Raw genomic sequence first — 21,162 nt, 5'->3', positions numbered from 1 at the left:
GACATAGAAACTTATTTCTTTATACGAGGAAAGTAGGTACACTTTTGCCTTTATTGGGACAAAGACCCTGTGATCTCACTCGATATCCACTCAAATGACGAATAAATCTTTGCATACCAGCATACTGATTGCTGACGACGATGCCGATGACCGCCTTCTGATCGAACAGGCGTTTCGGGAATGTAACCTGACATCGGAATTACACTTTGTGGAAGATGGAGAAGAACTCATGGATTTCCTGTATCAGCGGGAGCCGTATGCATCAGCCCTGCGCCCCAGCCTGATTCTGCTCGATTTGAACATGCCCCGAAAAAACGGAATTCAGGCACTGCGTGAAATTAAGGCCAACGAGCAATTCCGGCAAATCCCGGTCGTTGTATTAACAACCTCGACGGCCGAAGAAGATATTCTGCGAACCTACGATTTGGGGGTCAGTTCCTACATCTCCAAACCGTTTGATTTTAGTACGTTACTCGACATCACAACCACCATAAAAAAATACTGGATTGACACCGTTTCCCTACCTGATGACTCAACCCGATGAACTCTCTGAAAAACCCATCCGGGTGCTATTGGTTGAGGATGATGAAGACGATTTTGTACTGACGAAATCCCTGGTTTCTACCCGCGACAATGCCAACATCCACCTCGATTGGGTCAGTGATTTTAACTCGGCACTTGAGCATATTTACCAAAATGCCTACGATGTGTATCTGGTCGATTACCGCCTGGGCGAACGAACCGGTATCGAACTGATTCACGAAGCGTTTAAGGCCGGATGTCAGACACCGATGATATTGCTGACGGGGCAGGATGATCTGGAAGTGGATTATTCGGCCCTCAAACTGGGTGCAGCCGATTATCTCGTGAAAGGCCGGATCGACGCCCAACTGCTCGGCCGAAGCATTCGCTATGCCTTGCGGCAGGCCAATGTGGTGGGCGAACTGGCCGAAAAGGAAAATAAATACCGTTCGCTGTTCGAACGATCGATCGATGCCATTTTTGTTACCGACCGCAACTTTGAATTTCAGGAAATCAACCCTTCCCTGGAAAAACTGACGGGGTATTCGGACGAGGAGCTGCGAAAAATGAACGTTAGTGAGCTATTTGATAAAGCGGAGGTGTATGAGCAGTTGCGTCGGCAAATTGATGAGTCGGAGCAGGTGAAAGATACCGAGATTGTGCTGGTCAGCAAAGACCGCAAACGGATCGACTGCCTGCTTTCGGTGGTTGCCATACCCGACAAAGGGGGCGTTACCAACTGGTATCAGGCCATTGTGCGGGATGTTACCCAACAAAAGAAAGCCCAGCGCGACCTGTTGATTGCCGAAAAATTGAGCATGACCGGCCAGATTGCCCGCAGCATTGCCCACGAGGTGCGGAATCCACTGACCAACCTGCACCTGGCCCTCGAGCAATTGAAAGAAGATTTACCCCCCGAAGACCCAGGCTTATCACTCTACATCAACATTATCCGCCGAAATGCCGAGCGCATCGGTCAGTTGATCACCGAAATGCTCAACTCGTCGAAACCGCGCGATCTGGAGTTGACGTCCCATAACCTCAACGATGCTGTGCGGGATACCCTGGTTCTGGTTCATGACCGCCTGCAATTGAAAGGCATGAAACTCGTGACCGATTATACCACGGAAGACTGTGCGGTTCCAATTGATAAAGAACAGTTTAAAACCGCCTTGCTCAACATTCTGATCAATGCCGTGGAAGCGATGAAGGAAATGACGGGGGTGTTGACCGTAAAAACCATTCCCATCAATGAACGGGCCATCATGGTTTGTGTGGAAGACAACGGTTCGGGGATTTCCGAAGCCAATCGCCAACGGCTTTTCGATCCCTTTTTCACCGGGAAACAGGGCGGTATGGGACTGGGTTTAACGACCACGCAAAACATCATCAACAGCCACCGGGGTTCGATTGAGGTCGAAAGTCAGGAAGGGCAGGGGACAACGTTCCGACTCATTTTCCCCAAGTGATCCAGTTGTAAACCGACAACGCAAAGTACCCGTGGCCTCTGAGAAATTCGGAGGCCATTTTTTATGGATTTAGCTGTGGAGTTTCATACACAGTGAGGAATTCATTTTCTACAAACCGCGGGAAGTGGCACGGAGGAATTTTGTGTTTTATTGAGAGTGTGTTCTTAAATATGCTTGATAGACAGAAGGATACAATTAGGTAAATTGATCGTCTGATGGGGAATTCAAACTGGCATAATTATCTCAATACACCTGGCATCAACAAGCGATAAAGAACATGGTCTGGAATCAAACCCATTTCCCCGCAGCAATGCGTTCGCTACCGCCCAGCGTTCGCGCCAAGGCGATTGAGATTGCCAACTCGCTTCTCGAACAGGAAGTGCCTGACAAGAAAGAAGCGATTTCGACCAGTATCTACGAAGCCCGCGCCTGGGCACGCCAACGGTTTATGGAATCCCGTCAGGTGGCTTAAGGCAAAAGCAATTCGTACTCCACACCATTATTTTTAATCACAGTTCATTTTGTAGAAGGCGTTTAACCCAGGAAAATTGAAGCGTTATGATCTGGAAGAAAAACATTTACGACACGTTGGTAGGCTGCGCGACGGCTTGCGATGAATACGCCACGGAATTGTCGCGTCAGCAGGACATTGAGGAGTTGTATCGCTGTATTTTCCTGAGTCTGGATTGCTCGGATCTCTGTCGTCAGGTGGCCGTTTTGTACGTCCGGGGTTCCGAAAACACGCGGCTTCTGGCCCGAACCTGCATCGAGGTATGCGAAAAGTGCGCCGAAGAATGTGAACGGATGAGTGCCGAACGCGCCTGCCAGATCGCCACAACCTGCCGTCAGTGCATCCGCGTGTGCATGACCATTCTGGAGATGACCCTCCGGCCCGATACTGAAACCGAGACGTCACGCACGCTGTTTGTTGCGCTCGGCCGTCAGGAAATGCTCTATAACTAGTTGGTCAGGGAACTGGCACAACTGGTAATAAAAACGGTGCTGGTATTTCAACCAGCCGGGCCATCGGCCATCGGGAAATTCTGTCGGTAAACGGGTCGTTGTGAGCAGTATGGAAGTGGCGAAAGAGACAACATACTTTCAGGTGGGAAACGATAGTGGACGCGTTAAAACGGATTGTGAATCCCCGGTGCAGAAAACACCTAGAAACTGGCTATACGAAAGCTGCGCCAGCCCTTCTAAAACGTTTATTCCGATGAAGACCCTGAACTGGTCATCAACACCGTTATAGATATTCAAAAGTGATGGGCCGGTTGTTTTAGCGAAAGCTAAATCACAACCGGCTTTTATTCTTAAATCAACAACAGTATGGAAACTATAGAAGAACGGAGTGTGGGAATGGAGAAGGTTAGCAAGCTGATCAACGACATTCGGATTGGCATGTTGACCACCCAGGACGAAAGCGGGAAGCTGGTGAGCCGTCCGATGGCTGTGATGCAGGTCGATGAAAACGGTGATTTGTGGTTTCTAACGAAAGACAACTCCCCAAAAACCGATCAGATCGACCAGAACTACCAGGTGAATGTCGCTTTTGCCAACGTGTCGGATGCCTCGTATGTATCCGTGAGCGGCACGGCACAGGAATTGCAGGATCGGGCAAAAATTGAAGAATTGTGGTCGCCTATGGCCAAACCGTGGTTTCCTGAAGGCAAAGATGACCCGTCATTGTCCCTGCTGAAAGTGCATACCGAAACGGCTGAGTACTGGGATTCCAGTGCAAGCCGGATGGTGCGGCTTTTTGAAATGGCCCGGGCAGCTTTGACCGGTGACACCTATCAGGAAGGTGAAAACAAACTGGTTGAAAACCGGTAGTCTATGAGTCTATAAAAAAGCGGAATGCCGGTCTGAAAAGACCGGCATTTTTTGCTTATCCCTTTGAAAACAAACCCGATATGATTGTTAAAAACACTGATTTGGGCTGGGAATTGATTCACCAGCAGGCGCATGGGTTGCTGGCGGTCAAGATTGCGATGCACTGGAACCCGGCCAAAAGACCGGAACGCTGGGTGGAAACGCTCGTAGCCCTGACCGAACACGACGATGGGCAGGAACCCTGGGAAGGTCGGAATCACCTCACGGCAGCAGGCGCGCCGATGGATTTTCGGATCGAAGAATACGCTGTGGGTCAGGCCCGGCGAATGGTCGAAATCGCGCTGGAAAAAAGCCGCTGGAATGCCCTGATGGTGTCGAGACATGCCATCTTTCTCTATGAGTCCCTAACTGACCAAAACGCTGAGCTGAACGCGTTTCTGGAACAGCAGAAACAGAACCAGAAGACGTGGCTGCGGCAGATGAAACTTTCTAAAAAGGAGGTTGATTATGCGTATGCCTTCATTCAGTGGTGCGATGCCCTGTCGCTCATTCTTTGTCAGGGTCTGATTCCGGAGTACGGCCGTCGGCTGGAAATCAGTCCCGGTCCGGATGGTGTTATCTACTACATTTTTCAGCGTCCTGACAAAACCGTATGCGTTGATCCCTGGCCCTTCGAGATTCCCGGATTTTCACTGCAAATCGAAGCCCACCAGTTGCAACAACTCAGTTACAAAGATGACGCCGAGTTGTACAACTGCATTCAGAAAGCCCCGATTGAAGAGAAGGAATGGCGTTTTAAAAACGAATGATGGGTGATGGATGATGAACGATGAATAGTCGCCGGCAAAGCCCATTCATCGTTCATCACCCATCATTTATCACTCATTACTCTTTCAGCTTCAGAAACACCACCGAACGGCCCTGAATTTCGAAGGGCTCGCGGGCGGAAACTTCCTGGGAAACTGGCGTATCGGTAGCCGTATTCACCAAGACCTGCCATTTGGATTTCCGGCCGGGTTTCGGTAATTGGAACGATAAGGGTTCCCAGAACGCGTTGAACAGAATCAACAGCCGGCCTTCGCCAATCGGATCGCCGTTTTCGTCCTGCTCATCCACTTTTGTTCCATCGATCAGCAAACCCAGACAGCGCGTAATACCATCGTTCCAGTTTTGGTCGGTCATCGGTTTTCCGTCGTTGCGGAGCCAGACTATCTCCTCCGTGCGGTAGAACTTCCGGCGACGCAGCAACGGCAGTTCCCGGCGCAAGGCCGTTAACTGGCAGGTAAAATCGAACAAGGCCTGTTGATCGGCCGTCCACTCCCAGTTGAACCAGCTAATTTCATTGTCCTGACAATAGGCGTTGTTGTTGCCCTGCTGCGTCCGGCCACATTCGTCGCCCATCACCAGCATTGGCGTTCCCTGGCTCAGAAGGAGGGTAGCTAAAAACGCACGTTTTTGCTGTTCACGCGCCCGCACAATGGTCTCGTCGTCGGTCGGGCCTTCCGCGCCCATGTTCCAGCTCAGGTTATCGTTAGCGCCGTCCCTGTTATCCTCTCCATTGGCTTCATTGTGCTTGTCGTTGTAGCTCACCAGGTCATTGAGCGTATAACCGTCGTGAGCCGTAATCAGGTTGATGCTATTGGCAGGCTGGCGACCATCGTTGTAGAGGTCGGGGCTTCCCAGAACCCGTGCGGCCAGTTCGCCGGCCAGTCCGGTATCGCCCTTCCAGAACCCGCGAACGCAATCCCGGTATTTTCCATTCCACTCCGACCAGTTGACCGGAAAATTGCCGACGTGATACGACTGCACATCCCAGGGTTCGGCAATCAGTTTAACTTGCGACAGAACCGGGTCCTGCTGAATGGTTTCGAGAAAGGACGACAACTGACCGGCGGCCGTCAGGCTGTGGGCCAGGGCCGTGGCCAGATCGAACCGGAAACCGTCGACGTGCATTTCGTTTACCCAATAGCGCAGGCTATCCATCACGAGTTGCAGCGTACGCGGGTGGTTCATATTCAGCGTGTTGCCCGTGCCGGTATAATCCATGTAGTAGGTTTCATTGCCTTCTACGAGCCAGTAGTAAGCCGGGTTATCGATGCCCCGGAACGACAGTGTCGGCCCGTGCTGGTTGCCTTCGGCGGTGTGGTTATAGACCACGTCCAGAACGACTTCGATACCGGCCTTGTGCAAGGCCTTCACCATTTCCTTGAACTCATTGACGGCGTGGCCGATTTTATCTTTCGAGGCATATTCGCTGTGGGGGGCAAAATATCCGATCGAGTTATAGCCCCAGTAACTTTCGCCCGTAAACTGGTGAACCGGCATCAGCTCTACCGTCGTGATTCCCAGCGATTTTAGATACTCTGTGACCTCAGGACGGCCCAGACCGGCGTAAGTCCCGCGGATTTTCTCCGGCAATTCAGGGTGCAGTTTTGTAAACCCTTTCACGTGTAATTCGTAAATCACGGAGCGGTTGAGTGGAATGTCCGGGCGTTGGTCGTCTTCCCAATCGAAGGTGGAGTCGATCACCACCGACTTCGGCACGAAAGGGGCGCTGTCATCTTCCTGCGGTTTCGAAAACCGATCTTCATCCTGGTTGTTTGGATCGAAGCCCAGTTGAGCTTGGTTGCTTTCAATAGGCCCACTGATGGCTTTGGCATACGGATCCAGCAACAGTTTGTTCGGATTGAACACGAAACCCTGGGTGGGTTCAAACGGTCCTTCCACGCGGTAACCATACAATTGGCCGGGCTGGATGGCATCCAGGTAAATGTGCCAGATTTGTTCGGTGCATTCCGTCAGCGGAATCCGCCGGGTTTCTTTGGTAGGGTCTTCCGCGTCGAACAGACACAAAATAACGCCGGTTGCATGTTCACTAAACAGGGCGAAGTTAACGCCTTCGCCGTCCCATGTGGCGCCCAGTGGATAGGGCTTTCCCGGTCTGGAATGAATCTCATCCGGGTTTTCTACAGTATTGGTGGTTTCCATAGTAATAATTCAGTTTCCGGGGCCATTGAATCAGGTTCCGCTGCGGTTTTTAAAATGCTTGTGCGGTTTTTAAGTCAATCCTGGCAAGGGCTGGCCGGGCTATTGATCAACAATTCGTGGATTTAGATTGTTTTTGGATACAAAAAAAAGTCCCGAATCCGCCGGATCCGGGACTTTTTACCTTTCACCTGGAAAGGTTATACAACATTTGCCAGACGGGCCATCGACGCATGGGCCGATTCGATCCGTTCTTTCTGACGCAGCAGCAGTTCACGGGTGCTGGCTGCCAGGCTGGTGCTTTGCAGAATTTCCTGGTAATCTTCTAGGGCCTGTCCGTCTCCGCGTTTGCATTCTTCCACCACGGCTTTGTCGTCATTGCCGGTAAAAGTGGTTTTGATGTTGATCCAGGCGCGGTGCAGATCGGCGGTGAGGCTCGTGCTATTTTCCGGATCTCCGCCCAGGGTGCGGATTTCGCGGTCGATCTCCGTGGCGTATTCGTTGCGCTGCCGCGACTGTGTCAGGAACAAACTCTTCAGTTCAGCATCTTTTACATTCTCAGCGGCTTCCTGATAGCCTCGTTCTCCGTCACGTGTACGCGTCAATAACGTGTTCAACCGGTCTAGAATTTCGCTGTGTGTGTTTCCTACTTCCATAACGTTTAAAAAGAAAAGTGATTTGCCTACGCCCGATCCCTGACGGACCGGGCGTGTAGGTTTAACTGTTTATATTTCCAATTGTTCCGCGTTCGGCGGCTTTTCTTAGCTTATCGTTTGCATAGATGGCTACCTCGACCCGACGGTTTTGCTGACGGCCCGAAACGCTGCCATTGTCGGCCAGCGGCTGGCTTTCACCATAGCCTTTCTCCGTCAAACGGTTGGCTTTGATGCCTTCCGACTGCAGCAGTTTGGCCACGGTTTTGGCCCGGCGTTCCGACAGTTTCAGGTTGTGTTGATCGGAGCCGGTATTGTCGGCATGGCCTTCAATCAGGACTTCCGTATCACTGTATTTCTTCAGAGTCTCGGCCAGTTTGGCCATGTTTTCCCGATTCGCAGACTTCAGGTTGTACCGGTCAACGTCGAACAGGAAATCGGAATCAAAGGTGATTTTGATCCCCTCGCCCACGCGTTCGATGCGGGCGTTTTCGAGTCGCCGGCGAAGTTCTTCTGCCTGCTTATCCATTTGACGACCGATCAATGCACCCCCTGCGCCACCCACCGTAGCGCCCAGAATCGCACCCACGGCGGTATTGCCTGATTTCCGGCCAATAAGGCCACCCGCTACAGCACCCGCACCGGCTCCAATGATGGCACCGCGCTGGGTATTATTCGTGTTTTTTCGAATTGATTTACATCCTGTCATTGTACCAGCCGCAAGCATGCTCCCGGCTACTACCAGTGCCACCGCTCTCATTGTACGCAATTGTAAAGAATGGCTGTGTGTGATCATGGTAAATTAAAACATTGGTTCGTGGTACCAAAGCCAAAAGCCGTACCACTTGTAAAAACAGGGTCAGTGTCGAACTTGTAGGGTATTTAATCTGCTGATAGTGAGGTGTTTGTTGTTATAATTGGTGTGCAGCTCAACCGCACAGCCGGTCGTCTGTTTGTGGGGAATCAGGGCAACATAAGCCGGTTGCTGGGGAAGTCTTTCTACAATACACAGTATACAAATAACAATATAATCATATTTTTATAGAAAGAATAATTACTCAGTACATCATAAAAAAATGTTATTTTTTGGTAGATTACCGACTCGATTATTTCATTAATATTGCCTTATTTTACTAAACGGTTACAAAAGGAAAATAATTGGCCTGATTTGTGCAAGTAGACAACCCATAGTGTACTGTTTACTCTACGTGTATGTATTCTCGAGATTCAACAATTACGTTACGGTTACGGCGGAGCGTGGCTTTTCCGCGCCTTGCTGAGATGTTGAAAGAAGCACGGCAATCAGAATTTAAGACATTGATGCAGGCAATTGATTGCGCGAATAATCGCTATGTAAAGGGAAGTGACCACTGGATTTTGCGCGGAGATAACGGGGTTTATTGGGTTGTTCGGCCACGGGTGGCCGAATATCTGGTAAACGCCGGGTATGAATTGGCTTTCGGAAGATAAGACCTTACAAAAGGCAGAAGGGGTGAAAGTGGAAAAAGAGCAAAACTTTTTCTACTTTCACCCCTTCTGCTTTAGACCGATATCGAGATGAAACTACCTCAGGGATTGTGGGTGAGCTTAGTGAGTAGTTGGCTCCTGACGGGATGTATGGCGTCCCATTGCCCGATCAAAAGTTGCCATGTCAGAATGGAACACCAGCACGGCGGGCGCGTGTACAGAGGGACGGTTTTGGGCACCATGCACAGCCCGACCTGGTGGTTCTCCAACCGCAAAGGAGCCGGAGTGTCCTCCACAATGGCGAGTGACCGCAAAGGACTGAAAAAGGATAAAAGCAACGGCAAGCAAAAGAAAGTCAAAAAGCAATTCCGCTGGGAGAGGGTGTGAACGAATGATGGATGATGAACGATGAATGGGCTTCGCTGGCTACCATTCATCGTTCATCATCCATCATTCATTTAATAAACCCGTACCGTGTGGCTACCACGGGCGACGCTGATTTTGCCCGGCATTTTCTCCAGCGACGGTTTGTCGCCTTTGGTCACTTTCCAGAACTCGATACCGCCGGAACGGTCGCCGTAGTCGAGGTATTCGGAAACCGCCACGGCAATGGCACTGCCACTCTTGTCGAACTCGACGCTCTGGGGCATGATGCCTTCGAAAGGATATTCATTCGCCAGGGTCAGCTTTCCTTCCTTGTCGAGTCCATACACCGACAGGGAGCTTTTTCCGGCCCCTGCATGGCCGAACGGCTGGTAGGACTGCCCGGAATTGGCCACAATCACCATAGAGCCATCGGGGCTGATGGTCAGGGCTTCGGCACTTTCGCCCGAAGCCGTTTGAGAAACCACTTTGTGTTCACCCGGCGTATCCTCAGTGCTGAACTGTACCACAAACAGCTCACCTTTGCCAGCTCCCTGCGCGTTGGCTCCCTTCTTGATGTCGGAAACCAGGAAGAATTTACCATCCGGTGAGAATTTGCCGGTGGCTGGCAAACCACCTACTTTAATGGGTTTGCCGTGGGGAACGATATTCGGTTTTTTGGCCGCATCGAGTGAATATTTCATCAAGCCGACTTCCTGCGTATCTTCAATCACGTAGGCAAGGAAGTCACCGGCCGGGCTCCAGACCAGATCCGTAATGCGTGCTCCCGGAACCGGGGAAGGGGCCGTGATCACCCGCTTGGGCGTACCGGTATTGTCGATTTCAATCAACCGCATTTCTTTACCGGCATCACCCGAAGCCACGGCGAGGGTATTGCCCTGCGGGTTGATGGTGATGGCTGTTGGCAGGTTGCCGACGCTAACCACTTTCGCGGTCGGTTTGGCCGGTGCGAGGTCAACAATAAACATCCGGGCTGCGGCCGGCATCTCTTTCACACCGCCTTTCAGCGTGGAGACGCTGTCACCCAGTTGACCGCGTCCTTCCAGCACATATGCGAAGCGTCCGTTGGGGGTCACAACAGCGGCTTTGTCATACAGCGCCGAGGAGTTGGAAATGGGGGCGGTGGTAATGTTCTGCCCATTTCGGTCGAGGGGAAATTTAACGATCGTCAGTGCGTCACGGCTGGTTTTGCTTTTGTACAAGTTACCGTCGGCCAGGGCGGAAGCCGCCATATCGGCATCGGACAGAACAACAATTCCTTTGGCGGTAAACTGAATGGGTTCCTGCTGGGCGAAGACCCCCGTTGTCAATAAAGAGGCAAGGGCAACCAAACTCTGTTTTTTCATGCTGCAAATAGAAGGGTTATAGCTTTGGATATTACACAAATATAGCCGAAAGCCGCCATTTTAATACCTGGTCGGAAATTAAAAACGAAGCATTTGGGGTTGTTGTGACCAATCCCGGCCCATCACAAAAACCAGATCTTTCAGGAGCTTCTGGTAGTCGGAGGGCTTGGTCAGGAAGTACGATGCGCCCAGCAGGTGGGTTTCTTTGATGTCCTCCGGTGCGGAGGAGGTCGTATAAATAATCACCGGAATATCTCTCAGGTTGGGATCTTTCTTCAGCTCAGCCAAGCAGTGTTTGCCGTCCAGGCGGGGCATGTTCAAATCCAGAAAAATGAAGTCAGGACGTTTTTGGAGTCCATTGCGAAGTTTCACCAGGGCATCTTCGCCGTTTTCGGCCGTGTAAAAATTCAATGTGTCATCAATTTCCCGTACCGCTTCCCGAAAAAAATCACAATCGTCAGCATCATCGTCTACAAGCAGGAAGGTCAGGATACGGTTCATTTCATGGTGATCGGTGGTCGTGGTAAGCAAGGTAAACAACTTCGGCGGTAGATGTACGATAATGACAAACTAAATACAAATCCGCACGGTATTGTAAACCTTTTCCGTACCTTTAGCTACCCCCTGAAAAACAATGTCATCCGACAAAAGAAAGGAAGTCCCGCCCGTTGCTACCCCGCAGGACTTTCCGGTGGTCGGCATTGGTGCGTCTGCGGGCGGGCTGGATGCGTTCCGGCGACTGCTCAAGGCCATTCCGGACAATTCGGGCATGGCGTTCGTGCTGGTGCAGCATTTGGACCCTTTGCACGAAAGTATCTTGCCCGAAATCCTGTCCCGCATAACGGCCATTCCGGTTTCGGAGATTACGGACGATATTCACCTGACGCCCAATCACATTTACGTTATTCCCGCCAACAAAATCCTGACGGCCTTCGATGGGGTGCTGAAACTGACGCCCCGGGATAAAATAAAAACCAATCTGGCCATCGATGTTTTTTTTACCTCTCTGGCTGACGTTCACAAAGAACTGGCGATTGGGATTGTGTTGTCCGGTAAAGGCGACGATGGCACGGTGGGTTTGAAAGCCATTAAAGAGCATGGAGGGGTTTCCTTTGCACAGGATCAGGAAACGGCGGCTTATGGCGATATGCCGCAAAGTGCCGTGAACGCCGGGGTAGTGGATTTTGTTTTGACGCCCGAAGAAATGCCGGAAAAGCTCCGGGAAATTGTGCGGGATTACCAGAAGAGTACCATCGGTAATACGCAGGAGGAGATACCTAAAGAAGATGAAACCGCTTTCAAATCCATGATCATCCTGCTTCAGGAGCGGAGCGGGGTTGATTTTACGTATTACAAACAGAACACGATTCGCCGGCGGATTGCCCGGCGAATGGCGATTGGGAAAGTGGGCAAGCTGGCCGATTACCTGAACATCCTTATGGGGGATAAAACCGAGCAGCAGGCATTGTTTCAGGATCTGCTCATTCCGGTGACCTCTTTTTTTCGCGATCCGAACACGTTTGAAGCCCTGCGTGAAACGGTTTTTCCGGCTTTGTTCAAAAACAAAGCGGCCGAAGAACCTGTCCGAATCTGAATTGCCGGCTGCTCCACCGGCGAAGAAGCGTTTTCGATGGCCATTTGCCTGCACGAGTTTCTGGGTGACCAGTCGACCGCCCGGCAGATTCAGATTTTTGCGTCTGATATCTCCGAAATTGCCATCAAAAAAGCGCGGGCGGGCATTTATACCAAAGCCGAAGTGCAAACGCTTTCGGATGAGCAGCTCAGCCTGTATTTTACGAAAACCAGCGGCAACTACCAGGTGGTAAAAACCATCCGGGATCTGTGCGTTTTTGCGGTTCAGAATTTTTTGAAAGATCCGCCGTTTTCTAAGATCGATTTGGTCAGTTGCCGCAATGTGCTGATTTACATGGACAGTTTTTTGCAGAAAAAAGCCCTGTCGACCTTTCATTACGCCCTTCGGAAAAACGGTTTTCTGTTGCTCGGCAAATCCGAAACGACCAGCGTGGTGTCCGATTTGTTTGCTTCCTTTATCCGCACCGAAAAGATTTATACCCGCAAGTCGGTTCCGGGGCGGTTTCTGCCCGTTGCCGCCGGACGACGGGAGGACGCCTTCGTAAAAAAAGACAAAAAAACGGCCAAACCTGATACCCTGCAAACTGACTTCCGTAAAACAGCGGAGGCCATTCTGCTTGCCAAATACACCCCGGCCAGTGTCATTGTGAATGATCTGATGGATGTGGTTCACATTCATGGTGCCATTGCGCCGTTTCTGGAACCACCGCCCGGCAAACCAACCTTCAACCTGTTCAAAATGGCGCGCGAGGGCCTGGGGTTCGAACTGCGAAACGCCCTGCACAAAGCCAAAACCAGCCCGGGCGCGGTGATCAAAACCGGCATTCCGGTTCGGATCCACGGCGTGCAACACTTGGTGACCATCGAAATTTTGTTGCTCACCAGCAGCGTCGAGCCCCATTTTATGGTTCTGTTTACCAAAAAAGAAACCGAAACCGCTCTGGCTTTAACGGGTGACCTGACTACCGTGATTACGAACGAATCTCATTTGCGGATTCAACAGTTGGAAAATGAGCTGGCCCAAACCCGCGAGGACATGCGCAGCATCATCGAAGACCAGGAAGTGGCCAACGAAGAACTCCAAAGCACGAGCGAAGAACTGGAGAGCAGCAGCGAAGAAATGCAGAGCCTGAATGAAGAACTGGAAACGTCGAAAGAAGAACTGCAGTCGAGCAACGAGGAACTGGTGATTCTGAATCAGGAACTGCTCGACAAACAGGAGCAACTCAACGGTGCCCGCCTGTATTCCGAATCCATCGTTACCTCCATCCGCGAACCGCTGGTGATTCTTGATAAGGCCTTGCGCATTAAAACCGCCAACCTGGCTTTCTACAAAAAATTCAATTTTACGGAGCTGGAAACGGAAGATAAGCTGTTTTATGAATTGCAAAACCACCAGTGGGATGATCCGGGGTTGCAGGGACAGCTCGAAAAAATCATCCCGCAGCGAGTCAAACTGGAGAATTTTGAGATTACCCTGCCCTTTCCGGTTCTCGGTGAACGGACCATGCTGCTGAATGCCCGGCAGGTGGCCAACGAACATGCCGTGGAACCCTTGATACTGCTCGCCATTGAAGACATTACCGAACGTAAAATGGCGGAACAAAAATTAAAGACGTTTTCGGAAGCCCTCGAAATCAAAGTCAAGGAACGAACGGCTGATCTGCAGCTAACGAATGAAAAACTACAGCAGTTTGCCCATGCCGCCAGCCACGATTTGCAGGAACCGCTGCGCAAAATCGTTACGTTCTCGAACCGGTTGCAGGAAAAACACGAAGACGAGTTTTCTATGGAAGCCAAAACCTACCTGAGCAAAATTGCCGGGGCGTCGGTGCGGATGAGCAAACTGATCCAGGATCTACTCAATTATTCCCAACTTCTCAACCACGAAAAACTATTTGCCCCAACGGATTTGGGCGAAACGCTCGAAAATGTGCTGAGTGATTTTGAACTGCTGATTGAGCAGAAAAAAGCTTTCATCACGAGCGGGTTGCTGCCCACTATTGAAGCGATTCCGTTGCAGATGAATCAGCTTTTTTACAACCTGATCAGCAATGCCCTCAAATTTTCCAGGGAAGGAACCCCGCCGACTCTGGCTATTTCGTCGCACCTTCTGACCCCGGAAACCATCAGCCAATATCCGACTTTGAACCCGTCGATGACCTACTGCGAGCTGATTTTTAAAGACAATGGCATCGGTTTCGAGCAAAAATACGGGCAGCAGGTTTTCGTACTTTTTCAGCGGCTCAACCAACCCGGACAGTACCAGGGTACCGGGATCGGTTTATCGCTCAGCAAGAAAATTGTCGAGATCCACCACGGCGAAATTTTTGTCGAGGCAACCGAAACGCAGGGAGCTGCCTTTCACATTATTCTTCCCTTCAGGCAGTTTAATCCGGTCCGGATTCCCTAAGCGGTTTTCTCAGCCCGGCAGCAACAGCCGAAATCCGATGCCGTGGAGATTTTCGATGCGAATCGAGGAGTCGGCTCCCAGCCGTTTCCGCAGTCGGGAGATGAACACGTCCAGACTGCGGCCCATAAAATAATCGTTATCGCCCCAGATGGCTTTCAGAATCTCGTCCCGCCGGATCAGCGTGTTCGGTCGTGCCATCAGGTAGTGCAACACTTCGGCTTCGCGGTGGGTCAGCGTTTGCAAGTGGCCGTCTATTTCCAGCGTCAGATTCTGAAAATTAAACTGATACGATCCGATGTATTGTACCGATCCGGTAGGCGCAGAAACCGGGGGCTTACTCCGGCGCAGGAACACGTTGATTTTCAGAATCAGTTCTTCAATGCTGAACGGTTTGGTGATGTAGTCGTCGGCCCCCAGCCGAAGCCCCTGTAGCCGGTCGTCCTTGTCGGCCCGCGCACTCAGAAACAGCAGGGGAATCTTGTCGTCGATCTGCCGGATTTGCCGGGCCAGCGTGAAACCGTCGGTCAGCGGCAGCATCACGTCCAGAATACACAGGTCGAACGGCTGCTGTTCGAAACAACGCCAGGCTTCGGGGCCGGTGGTGCAGTGAACCACCCGAAACTGCGCCAGTTCCAGATTGTCTTTGGTAACAAAACCCAGGTTTACGTCATCTTCGACGTACAGCAAAAGCGGTTTCATCGCACAGTCGGCAGTTTAGGAGCCAGGGCGGTTGGCTTCGTCGTTCGCGCCTTTACCGTAAAGATACTCCCGGAACCGGGTATACTTTGCAGGGAAATTTGCCAGCGGTGGGCTTTGATGACCTTGCAGACGTAATACAACCCCAATCCGAATCCTTTCACGTTGTGAACATTCCCGGTCGGGACGCGGTAAAACTGGTTGAAAATGAACGGCTGGTGTTCCGGGGCAATGCCAATGCCGTTGTCCTGTACCGACCACACCAGCCGGTCTCCGTCATTACGGGTCTCCAATATAATGTGTGGCGTAGCGGTATTGTATTTCAAGGCATTGTCGATCAGGTTGTTGATGACGTTTTCGAGGTGATACCGGTCGCCCCGGATCAGGGCGTTTTCGGCCCAGAGTTCCAGGCTGACGTGTGGTCGAAACACCTCGGCGGCTTCCGTCAGCAGTTGATGCAGGTTGATCTCCGTAGGATTGATGGTAAACTGCATTTGTTCCGAGCGCGCGAGTTGCAGAACGCTGCTCACCTGTTTCTGGAGCCGCAGACTCTCTTCCTGCACCACCCGCACGTACTGGCGATGGCGTTCGGGCTGGTCGAGGATGGCGTCGGATTGCAGCACGTCGGCGGCAATGCGGAGGGTCGCTACCGGCGTTTGTAGTTCGTGGGTGATGTTGTTGATAAAATCCCGCTGCACTTCGGTGAGTTTTCGCTGCCGCAACACCACCACCAGCGTATAGCCGAAAAACAGAACCACCAGCAAAACCGCAGCCGACGAGGCAATCCAGCCGTCGAGGTGACCGGCGATGAAACTGGACTGACTCGGAAAGTGAATGCCGAAATAGTAGGGACTCCGCGAGAACTTGGGCAGATTCCGGCTGGCCTGAACGGTTTGGGGATTGGCGTTCAGGCTGACAAACGCGCCGTAGATCATCCGGTCGCTTTCGCAGTTGTAAATACCGTATTCAAAGTCTGTAATCAGGTTGTGGTTGCGCAGCGAGTTCTGGATATAATGTTCAAGGATGCCCGGATCGACCGGCGAATCGGTGTTCACAATAAAATAATCGGGCGAAAGCTGGGTGACCGCCGTGCAGCTTTGCGTAATCCCATTGAGCAGGCCCACCTGGTCGGCCACATCCTGCAAGGCAATGAAAGCCGTTTGCCGAAACTGGCGTTCCCGCAGGGCGTAGGCTTTGCGCACCCAGACGATCTGGACGGTAATGATGCCGATGATCGAAATGACCGATAAAATAATCAGGATGCGGAAAACGCGTCTGGACATGATCGCTCGTGGTTTCCTGGGAAAAGGATGAATCGAAAGCCAAAAGTCGGCTACCGGCGGCTAAAAATCAACTCATTAACATCTCGTTAACAACTGTTCGCTACCCGTTAACAGCCTGCTGTCTTTCAGGAAGATACTTTTGTGCCGTTGGGTTCTCCAACGCTTCACCATTAAACACAAACCTCATGAAACGCATCCTGATGATCGCATCCTGCCTGTGGCTGGTTGCCGCCAGTGTTCTGATTGCCCACTCGCTGTCGGCGGTTTTTAAGTGGGACGAAACGACCCACGATTTCGGTAAAATTCAGCGGAGCAAACCCGTCGTGGCCGAATTTGCCTTTACCAACAACGGCGGTGTTCCGCTGGTGATCAGCAACGCCCGTGGTTCCTGCGGCTGCACGGGTGTCGAGTATCCGAAAGAAGCCATTCTGCCCGGAAAAGCCGGCAAGATCAAAGCGACGTTCAATGCCGCTGCCGTCGGGACATTCAACAAAACCGTCACCGTGGAATCCAACGCTGAGGGCGGCACGAAAGTGCTGTCGATTCGGGGCGAAGTGATTCAGTAGATGGGAACGCGGATTGGGCGGATTGAACGGATTTTCACGGATAAATTGGATAAAAAAATCCGTTTTAATCCGTTCAATCCGTCCAATCTGTGTTCCCATCCGTTAATATTTCATTACCCCCAGTTCTTTTTCCACCGCCGACCGGCCGTCTTTCATCCAGGCGGGTTCGGGGGCGTCTTTCAGGTAGTGGTCGAAAAACTGGTACATCCGGATGCTGAGGTCTTTGGCGTTGTGACGCTGGGTGAGGTTGTGGTCTTCGCCGTTGTAGACCAGCAGCCAGGCCGGTTTGCTCAGTCGCCGGAGTGCCGAATAAAACTCGATGCTCTGATACCAGGGCACCGCGCCGTCCTGATCATTCGCCATCAACAGCAGGGGCGTCTGGATGCGGTTGGCGTAGAAGAGGGGCGAGCTTTCGAGGTAGTTCATCGGTTTGTCCCAGAGCGTTCCACCGATGCGGCTTTGTGTTTTTTCATACTGAAACATCCGGCTCATGCCCGTTCCCCAGCGGATGCCGCCGTAGGCGCTGGTCATGTTGACCACCGGTGCCCCGGCCATGGCGGCTTTGAACAGATTCGTCCGCGTCACCAGGAACGCGGTCTGATAACCGCCCCAGCTCTGGCCCTGCAACCCGATGCGGTCACGATCCACGAACCCTTTTTCAATCAGGTTCAGCACGCCCGGCACGATGCAGTCGTAGGCATTCTGGCCCGGCATGCCGGTGGTATACAGAATGTCAGGAACAAAAACCAGGTACCCGTTCGACACACAATACGCCATGTTGATGGTCGAGCGGCTGGGTGCCGGGGCTTTGTAGTCGTTCAGCGTTTCGGCGTTGCGTTCGTAATAATACACCAGCATCGGGTATTTTTTCTTCGGGTCGAAATCGTCCGGTTTGTAGAGCAGCCCTTCCAGCCGGACGCCGTTGTTACCCACCCAGTTCACCAACTCGACGTTTCCCCAACGGACGCTATCCTGTTGGGGATTGATCCGGGTCAATGGCAGCGGTTCGGCAAAGGTCGTGTCGGTCAGATACAGGTTGTTCGACTCCCGGAAATTGCCTTTCAGAAACGTCAGTGCCGGGCCGTTTTTGGCTTTTGATAAACCCGAAAACCGGTAATCGCCTTTTGCCAGCACCACGGGTTCAGCCGCTGGCTTTTCCATCGGTTTTCGCAATATTCCGGTGGCTTTATTGCTTTCCCAGAAACCCGTGAGCCAGAGGTCGCCCGTCAGCGGAACGACTTTTTCGTCAGGATTGAGGTTGGCGCGTCGCAGCCGGATGCGGTTTTTACGGCCGTAACCTGCTGTCAGGTTCACCGGTTTTTCCTGCCCCGTCGGGTCGATGCGCCAGAGGTCGAAGCGGTCATAGATCAGCACATAGCGGTCGTCGCGGCTCCAGCCAGCGGCTCCGTAACTGCCGGGCAAATCGGGCGTGTCGTGTTCTTCATCGAAAAACCGGGCCGGAATCCCCCGCGTCAGGTCGATCCGTTTTCCCTCCGCAATCGACCACGCCCGCCAGAGCGAATCGCGCTCGTCGTACCACCAGGCGTATTTGCCGCCCGGCGACAACTGGGCGTACGAAACCCGCGCTTCGCTGGCGATCTGTTTTTTCTGTCCGGTTTTGGCATCGATCAGATACAGGTCCGTCTGGCCGGGGTCCCACATGCTGCTGATCTGGTAGGGCAAATTGCTCAGTCCCAGCCAATACGGCTGATCGGCTTTGGGATCAATCTGAACGTTCGGCATGTCCCGGTTTCCCAGTTGCGTAATGCTGCCGGTGGTCAAATCGCAAACCGCCAGAAAACCGCGTTCTTTCTCCTGCTTCAACTGCTTGAGTTGCATGGGCTGAATGGTGGGGTCGTTCCAGCTCCAGACGTCTACTTTGACGCGCTCTTCATCCAGCACCGTCGAATCCTTGATGGGTTTGGGGGGAAGAATGGAGGTGGCGAAATACAGTCGTTTACCATCTTCCGAGAACGAGGGCGTGCGGTATTCGTTCACATTCCAGCCTTTGGGATAGGCTTTGGTGAGCGTATCGGCCAGCACCACCGTGTTCATCGCCGTTCGTTCGGAGAAGGAAAGGGCTGCGTTTTTCTTTTTCCGGGATGAGGTGGCCGGGGGGGAGGCCAGGCGTTTGTAATACAGCGCATACGCCCGGACATCGGCTTCGGCGCTGTCGGCGGTGGCCATCCAGGCCAGTTGCGTGCCGGTTTTATCGATGGTCAGCCCTTTGTAAAGCCGGTGTTTTGAACTGGTATCGATCAGCATCTCGTTCTGTTTTTTTGTATCGAAGGCAAACACCCCGGCTTTTTTCAGCGTATCGTTGACGGCATCTTTGGTATAAAAAATGGTATTTCCATTGTCCGAAACCGTTACATAGGTCACGTAACGAAACGACTGTGTAGCGCCGGTTTCCAGATTCAGCAGAATCAAATCATCGCCTTTCGGTTTTTTTGCCGAAGCGGATGCTCGACCCCGGCTGGCCGGTTTGGTGGTAGTTGAATCCTTTTTCGCTCCTTTCACCTCCTGATGTTCCTGCAAAACTGCCACCCACGAACCGCGCTCTTTGGGCAAGGTGAATGACTTTACATTGGCAAACCCGATGCGGCTGCCGGTTTCGAGGTTGAACACCAGCAAACTGTCTTTCGGAAGCTGGTCGGCCTTCACTTTTTTCTTTTTGGCCTCCCGCATGAGTTTGAAAGGTGCTTTTAACCGCATCACCAGAAACCGGCTGTCGGGTGTAAACTGTGCCAGATAGCCCCGGGCAAAGGTGTATTTTTTGGAAGCCAGCGGGTTGTTAGCCGCCGTCTGACGCTCTGTGGGAACGTTTGGCCCGGATTTGGCCTCTACGTTCTCGGTACTTTTTTCAGAAGCCTGCGTAGGTGCATTCCCGCCGATTTTGATCAATTCCAGCACCCCGTCGCCCTCCTGAGGATCAATCTGATAACTCAGCCATTGGCCATTGTTGGCGTGCTTTTCGGAGCGAACGGTTTGCCAGCGGTCGTAGTCGGCGTGGGTAAGCGGTCGTTTGGTCGATTGCGCAAACAGGAACGTTTGAAAATGAAGTATATAAAAAACGAAAAGAAAAGTGCAGCGACGCATGGTTCGAGTGGGTTAACAGCGTACTAAATTAAGCAAAAACCGGTCAAAACAAGCGAAAACCCACCCTGTTCCTTTAATGCAACACAGGACGCAGTGCTCCAGAAAAGCCCGTTGGGCTTTTTTGGACGGGGTTAGAAGCCGGGCATTTGGACTCCTGTTTAGACCCGTATAAAAAAATACCAATCCATTTTTAAATAAAAGAACGTTCGTTTATTTTTGTGTCCATTATGCGGTTACGAGACGAAACGAAAGAGCGGACCATTCGCGAGAAAGCCATCGAGATGATTGTGCGGGAGGGATTCGACGGCCTGAGTATGCAGAAACTGGCAAAGGCTGCGGGGGTGTCACCGGCCACAATCTACATCTATTTTCAAGATCGGGAAGACCTGATCCGGCAAATTTATTACGAGGAAATGCTGGCCATGAGCGCCGAAACGCTCGCCGGTTTTGATCCCGGGATGCATTTCGAGGAGGGCATGCGCGTGCAGTGGATGAACCGCGCCCGGTACTGCTTGAAATACCCCATGCGGATGCATTTTATGGAGCAGATGCGCCATTCACCGTTCCACGAAAAATTTCAGGGCGACGCCCGGAATCCATTTTCGGTAGCCATGAAAACGTTTGTGCTGAATGCCATCGAGCGAAAGGAGCTGATCCAACTACCACTTGAAGTCTATTGGTCGGTTGCTTATGCGCCTTTGTATCAACTGATTAAATTCCATCAATCCAAAACCGGTATGCCGGGCTGGGGAAAGTTTGTGCTTGATGAAAAAACGCTGGAAAAAACACTGGAACTGGTTCTGAAAGCCCTGAAGCCCTGATTGCTTACACTACCGAAATGAAGGGAAAACCG

19 protein-coding genes are annotated in these 21,162 nt (G+C 51.9%); 11 read left to right on the top strand and 8 right to left on the bottom strand.

What is annotated here, in order from left to right; translation table 11 throughout:
- Positions 1-94 precede the first annotated feature (94 nt).
- The 6 genes from FH871_RS15820 to FH871_RS15795 all read left to right on the top strand — a co-directional run bounded on the left by FH871_RS15820 (position 95) and on the right by FH871_RS15795 (position 4,633).
- Positions 95-544 carry a response regulator gene (locus FH871_RS15820; protein WP_138992377.1) on the top strand — a complete coding sequence of 150 codons (450 nt, stop codon included), beginning with the start codon at positions 95-97 and terminating at the stop codon, positions 542-544.
- Positions 528-1,991 (top strand): hybrid sensor histidine kinase/response regulator, encoded by a 1,464-nt coding sequence (locus FH871_RS15815; protein WP_138992376.1) that lies wholly within the window; start codon positions 528-530, stop codon positions 1,989-1,991. Before FH871_RS15820 ends, FH871_RS15815 begins: the two co-directional genes overlap by 17 nt.
- A gap of 310 nt (positions 1,992-2,301) precedes the next feature.
- On the top strand, positions 2,302-2,463 hold the full coding sequence (locus FH871_RS15810) for a hypothetical protein (protein WP_229312076.1): 162 nt from the start codon (positions 2,302-2,304) through the stop codon (positions 2,461-2,463).
- A gap of 86 nt (positions 2,464-2,549) precedes the next feature.
- A complete protein-coding gene (locus tag FH871_RS15805; RefSeq protein ID WP_138992375.1) occupies positions 2,550-2,954 on the top strand; it encodes a four-helix bundle copper-binding protein in 405 nt (134 codons plus the stop codon).
- Between the two features lie 366 nt (positions 2,955-3,320).
- Entirely contained in the window at positions 3,321-3,824 is a 504-nt protein-coding gene (locus tag FH871_RS15800; protein ID WP_138992374.1) for a pyridoxamine 5'-phosphate oxidase family protein, read from the top strand.
- Between the two features lie 80 nt (positions 3,825-3,904).
- Complete coding sequence (locus FH871_RS15795) at positions 3,905-4,633, top strand: DUF3891 family protein (RefSeq protein WP_138992373.1); 729 nt, start codon at positions 3,905-3,907, stop codon at positions 4,631-4,633.
- Positions 4,634-4,709: 76 nt separating this feature from the next.
- Here the strand turns inward: FH871_RS15795 and glgX are convergent, their stop codons facing one another.
- The 3 genes from glgX to FH871_RS15780 form a co-directional block, all read right to left on the bottom strand.
- A complete protein-coding gene (gene glgX, locus FH871_RS15790) occupies positions 4,710-6,812 on the bottom strand; it encodes a glycogen debranching protein GlgX (protein WP_138992372.1) in 2,103 nt (700 codons plus the stop codon).
- Between the two features lie 197 nt (positions 6,813-7,009).
- Positions 7,010-7,465, bottom strand: coding sequence for a PA2169 family four-helix-bundle protein (locus tag FH871_RS15785; RefSeq protein WP_114405012.1), 456 nt, complete (start codon positions 7,463-7,465; stop codon positions 7,010-7,012).
- A 61-nt stretch (positions 7,466-7,526) separates the two neighbouring features.
- Positions 7,527-8,171, bottom strand: a complete 645-nt coding sequence (locus FH871_RS15780) for an OmpA family protein (RefSeq protein ID WP_229317323.1) — start codon at positions 8,169-8,171, stop codon at positions 7,527-7,529.
- Positions 8,172-9,118: 947 nt separating this feature from the next.
- On the opposite strand from FH871_RS15780, the gene FH871_RS15775 reads away from it, so the two are divergent.
- Entirely contained in the window at positions 9,119-9,316 is a 198-nt protein-coding gene (locus tag FH871_RS15775) for a hypothetical protein (protein ID WP_138992370.1), read from the top strand.
- A 71-nt stretch (positions 9,317-9,387) separates the two neighbouring features.
- Here FH871_RS15775 and FH871_RS15770 read toward each other — a convergent pair whose 3' ends face one another.
- The gene (locus tag FH871_RS15770; RefSeq protein WP_138992369.1) at positions 9,388-10,659 is read right to left on the bottom strand and encodes a beta-propeller fold lactonase family protein; all 1,272 of its coding nucleotides are present in this window, start codon (positions 10,657-10,659) and stop codon (positions 9,388-9,390) included.
- A 78-nt stretch (positions 10,660-10,737) separates the two neighbouring features.
- Positions 10,738-11,160 carry a response regulator gene (locus FH871_RS15765; protein WP_138992368.1) on the bottom strand — a complete coding sequence of 141 codons (423 nt, stop codon included), beginning with the start codon at positions 11,158-11,160 and terminating at the stop codon, positions 10,738-10,740.
- Between the two features lie 133 nt (positions 11,161-11,293).
- On the opposite strand from FH871_RS15765, the gene FH871_RS15760 reads away from it, so the two are divergent.
- The gene (locus FH871_RS15760) at positions 11,294-12,253 is read left to right on the top strand and encodes a chemotaxis protein CheB (protein ID WP_138992367.1); all 960 of its coding nucleotides are present in this window, start codon (positions 11,294-11,296) and stop codon (positions 12,251-12,253) included.
- Positions 12,254-14,665, top strand: coding sequence for a CheR family methyltransferase (locus FH871_RS15755; RefSeq protein ID WP_255516918.1), 2,412 nt, complete (start codon positions 12,254-12,256; stop codon positions 14,663-14,665). It begins immediately after the preceding gene.
- Between the two features lie 9 nt (positions 14,666-14,674).
- Here the strand turns inward: FH871_RS15755 and FH871_RS15750 are convergent, their stop codons facing one another.
- Positions 14,675-15,364 (bottom strand): response regulator transcription factor, encoded by a 690-nt coding sequence (locus FH871_RS15750; RefSeq protein WP_138992365.1) that lies wholly within the window; start codon positions 15,362-15,364, stop codon positions 14,675-14,677.
- Positions 15,361-16,644 carry a cell wall metabolism sensor histidine kinase WalK gene (locus tag FH871_RS15745; protein ID WP_138992364.1) on the bottom strand — a complete coding sequence of 428 codons (1,284 nt, stop codon included), beginning with the start codon at positions 16,642-16,644 and terminating at the stop codon, positions 15,361-15,363. The genes FH871_RS15750 and FH871_RS15745 overlap by 4 nt, the downstream gene beginning before the upstream one ends.
- A 185-nt stretch (positions 16,645-16,829) precedes the next feature.
- Here FH871_RS15745 and FH871_RS15740 point away from each other — a divergent pair, with 185 nt between their 5' ends.
- Positions 16,830-17,210, top strand: coding sequence for a DUF1573 domain-containing protein (locus FH871_RS15740; RefSeq protein WP_138992363.1), 381 nt, complete (start codon positions 16,830-16,832; stop codon positions 17,208-17,210).
- Positions 17,211-17,312: 102 nt separating this feature from the next.
- On the opposite strand, the gene FH871_RS15735 is transcribed toward FH871_RS15740, so the two are convergent.
- On the bottom strand, positions 17,313-20,309 hold the full coding sequence (locus FH871_RS15735) for a prolyl oligopeptidase family serine peptidase (protein ID WP_138992362.1): 2,997 nt from the start codon (positions 20,307-20,309) through the stop codon (positions 17,313-17,315).
- 227 nt (positions 20,310-20,536) lie between these two features.
- On the opposite strand from FH871_RS15735, the gene FH871_RS15730 reads away from it, so the two are divergent.
- Complete coding sequence (locus FH871_RS15730) at positions 20,537-21,130, top strand: TetR/AcrR family transcriptional regulator (RefSeq protein ID WP_138992361.1); 594 nt, start codon at positions 20,537-20,539, stop codon at positions 21,128-21,130.
- Positions 21,131-21,162: the final 32 nt, after the last annotated feature.

This window comes from Larkinella sp. C7 (assembly GCF_006149005.1).
Taxonomy (GTDB): Bacteria; Bacteroidota; Bacteroidia; order Cytophagales; family Spirosomataceae; genus Larkinella.
Note: the sequence above shows the minus strand (reverse complement) of the source record. Positions and strands in the feature narration are given on the sequence as shown.

Coding starts and splice junctions, on each gene's coding strand:
- FH871_RS15820 (WP_138992377.1), top strand. CDS start 95: ATGACGAATAAATCTTTGCATACCAGCATACTGATTGCTGACGACGAT.
- FH871_RS15815 (WP_138992376.1), top strand. CDS start 528: ATGACTCAACCCGATGAACTCTCTGAAAAACCCATCCGGGTGCTATTG.
- FH871_RS15810 (WP_229312076.1), top strand. CDS start 2,302: ATGCGTTCGCTACCGCCCAGCGTTCGCGCCAAGGCGATTGAGATTGCC.
- FH871_RS15805 (WP_138992375.1), top strand. CDS start 2,550: ATGATCTGGAAGAAAAACATTTACGACACGTTGGTAGGCTGCGCGACG.
- FH871_RS15800 (WP_138992374.1), top strand. CDS start 3,321: ATGGAAACTATAGAAGAACGGAGTGTGGGAATGGAGAAGGTTAGCAAG.
- FH871_RS15795 (WP_138992373.1), top strand. CDS start 3,905: ATGATTGTTAAAAACACTGATTTGGGCTGGGAATTGATTCACCAGCAG.
- glgX (WP_138992372.1), bottom strand. CDS start 6,812: ATGGAAACCACCAATACTGTAGAAAACCCGGATGAGATTCATTCCAGA.
- FH871_RS15785 (WP_114405012.1), bottom strand. CDS start 7,465: ATGGAAGTAGGAAACACACACAGCGAAATTCTAGACCGGTTGAACACG.
- FH871_RS15780 (WP_229317323.1), bottom strand. CDS start 8,171: ATGACAGGATGTAAATCAATTCGAAAAAACACGAATAATACCCAGCGC.
- FH871_RS15775 (WP_138992370.1), top strand. CDS start 9,119: ATGGAACACCAGCACGGCGGGCGCGTGTACAGAGGGACGGTTTTGGGC.
- FH871_RS15770 (WP_138992369.1), bottom strand. CDS start 10,659: ATGAAAAAACAGAGTTTGGTTGCCCTTGCCTCTTTATTGACAACGGGG.
- FH871_RS15765 (WP_138992368.1), bottom strand. CDS start 11,160: ATGAACCGTATCCTGACCTTCCTGCTTGTAGACGATGATGCTGACGAT.
- FH871_RS15760 (WP_138992367.1), top strand. CDS start 11,294: ATGTCATCCGACAAAAGAAAGGAAGTCCCGCCCGTTGCTACCCCGCAG.
- FH871_RS15750 (WP_138992365.1), bottom strand. CDS start 15,364: ATGAAACCGCTTTTGCTGTACGTCGAAGATGACGTAAACCTGGGTTTT.
- FH871_RS15745 (WP_138992364.1), bottom strand. CDS start 16,644: ATGTCCAGACGCGTTTTCCGCATCCTGATTATTTTATCGGTCATTTCG.
- FH871_RS15740 (WP_138992363.1), top strand. CDS start 16,830: ATGAAACGCATCCTGATGATCGCATCCTGCCTGTGGCTGGTTGCCGCC.
- FH871_RS15735 (WP_138992362.1), bottom strand. CDS start 20,309: ATGCGTCGCTGCACTTTTCTTTTCGTTTTTTATATACTTCATTTTCAA.
- FH871_RS15730 (WP_138992361.1), top strand. CDS start 20,537: ATGCGGTTACGAGACGAAACGAAAGAGCGGACCATTCGCGAGAAAGCC.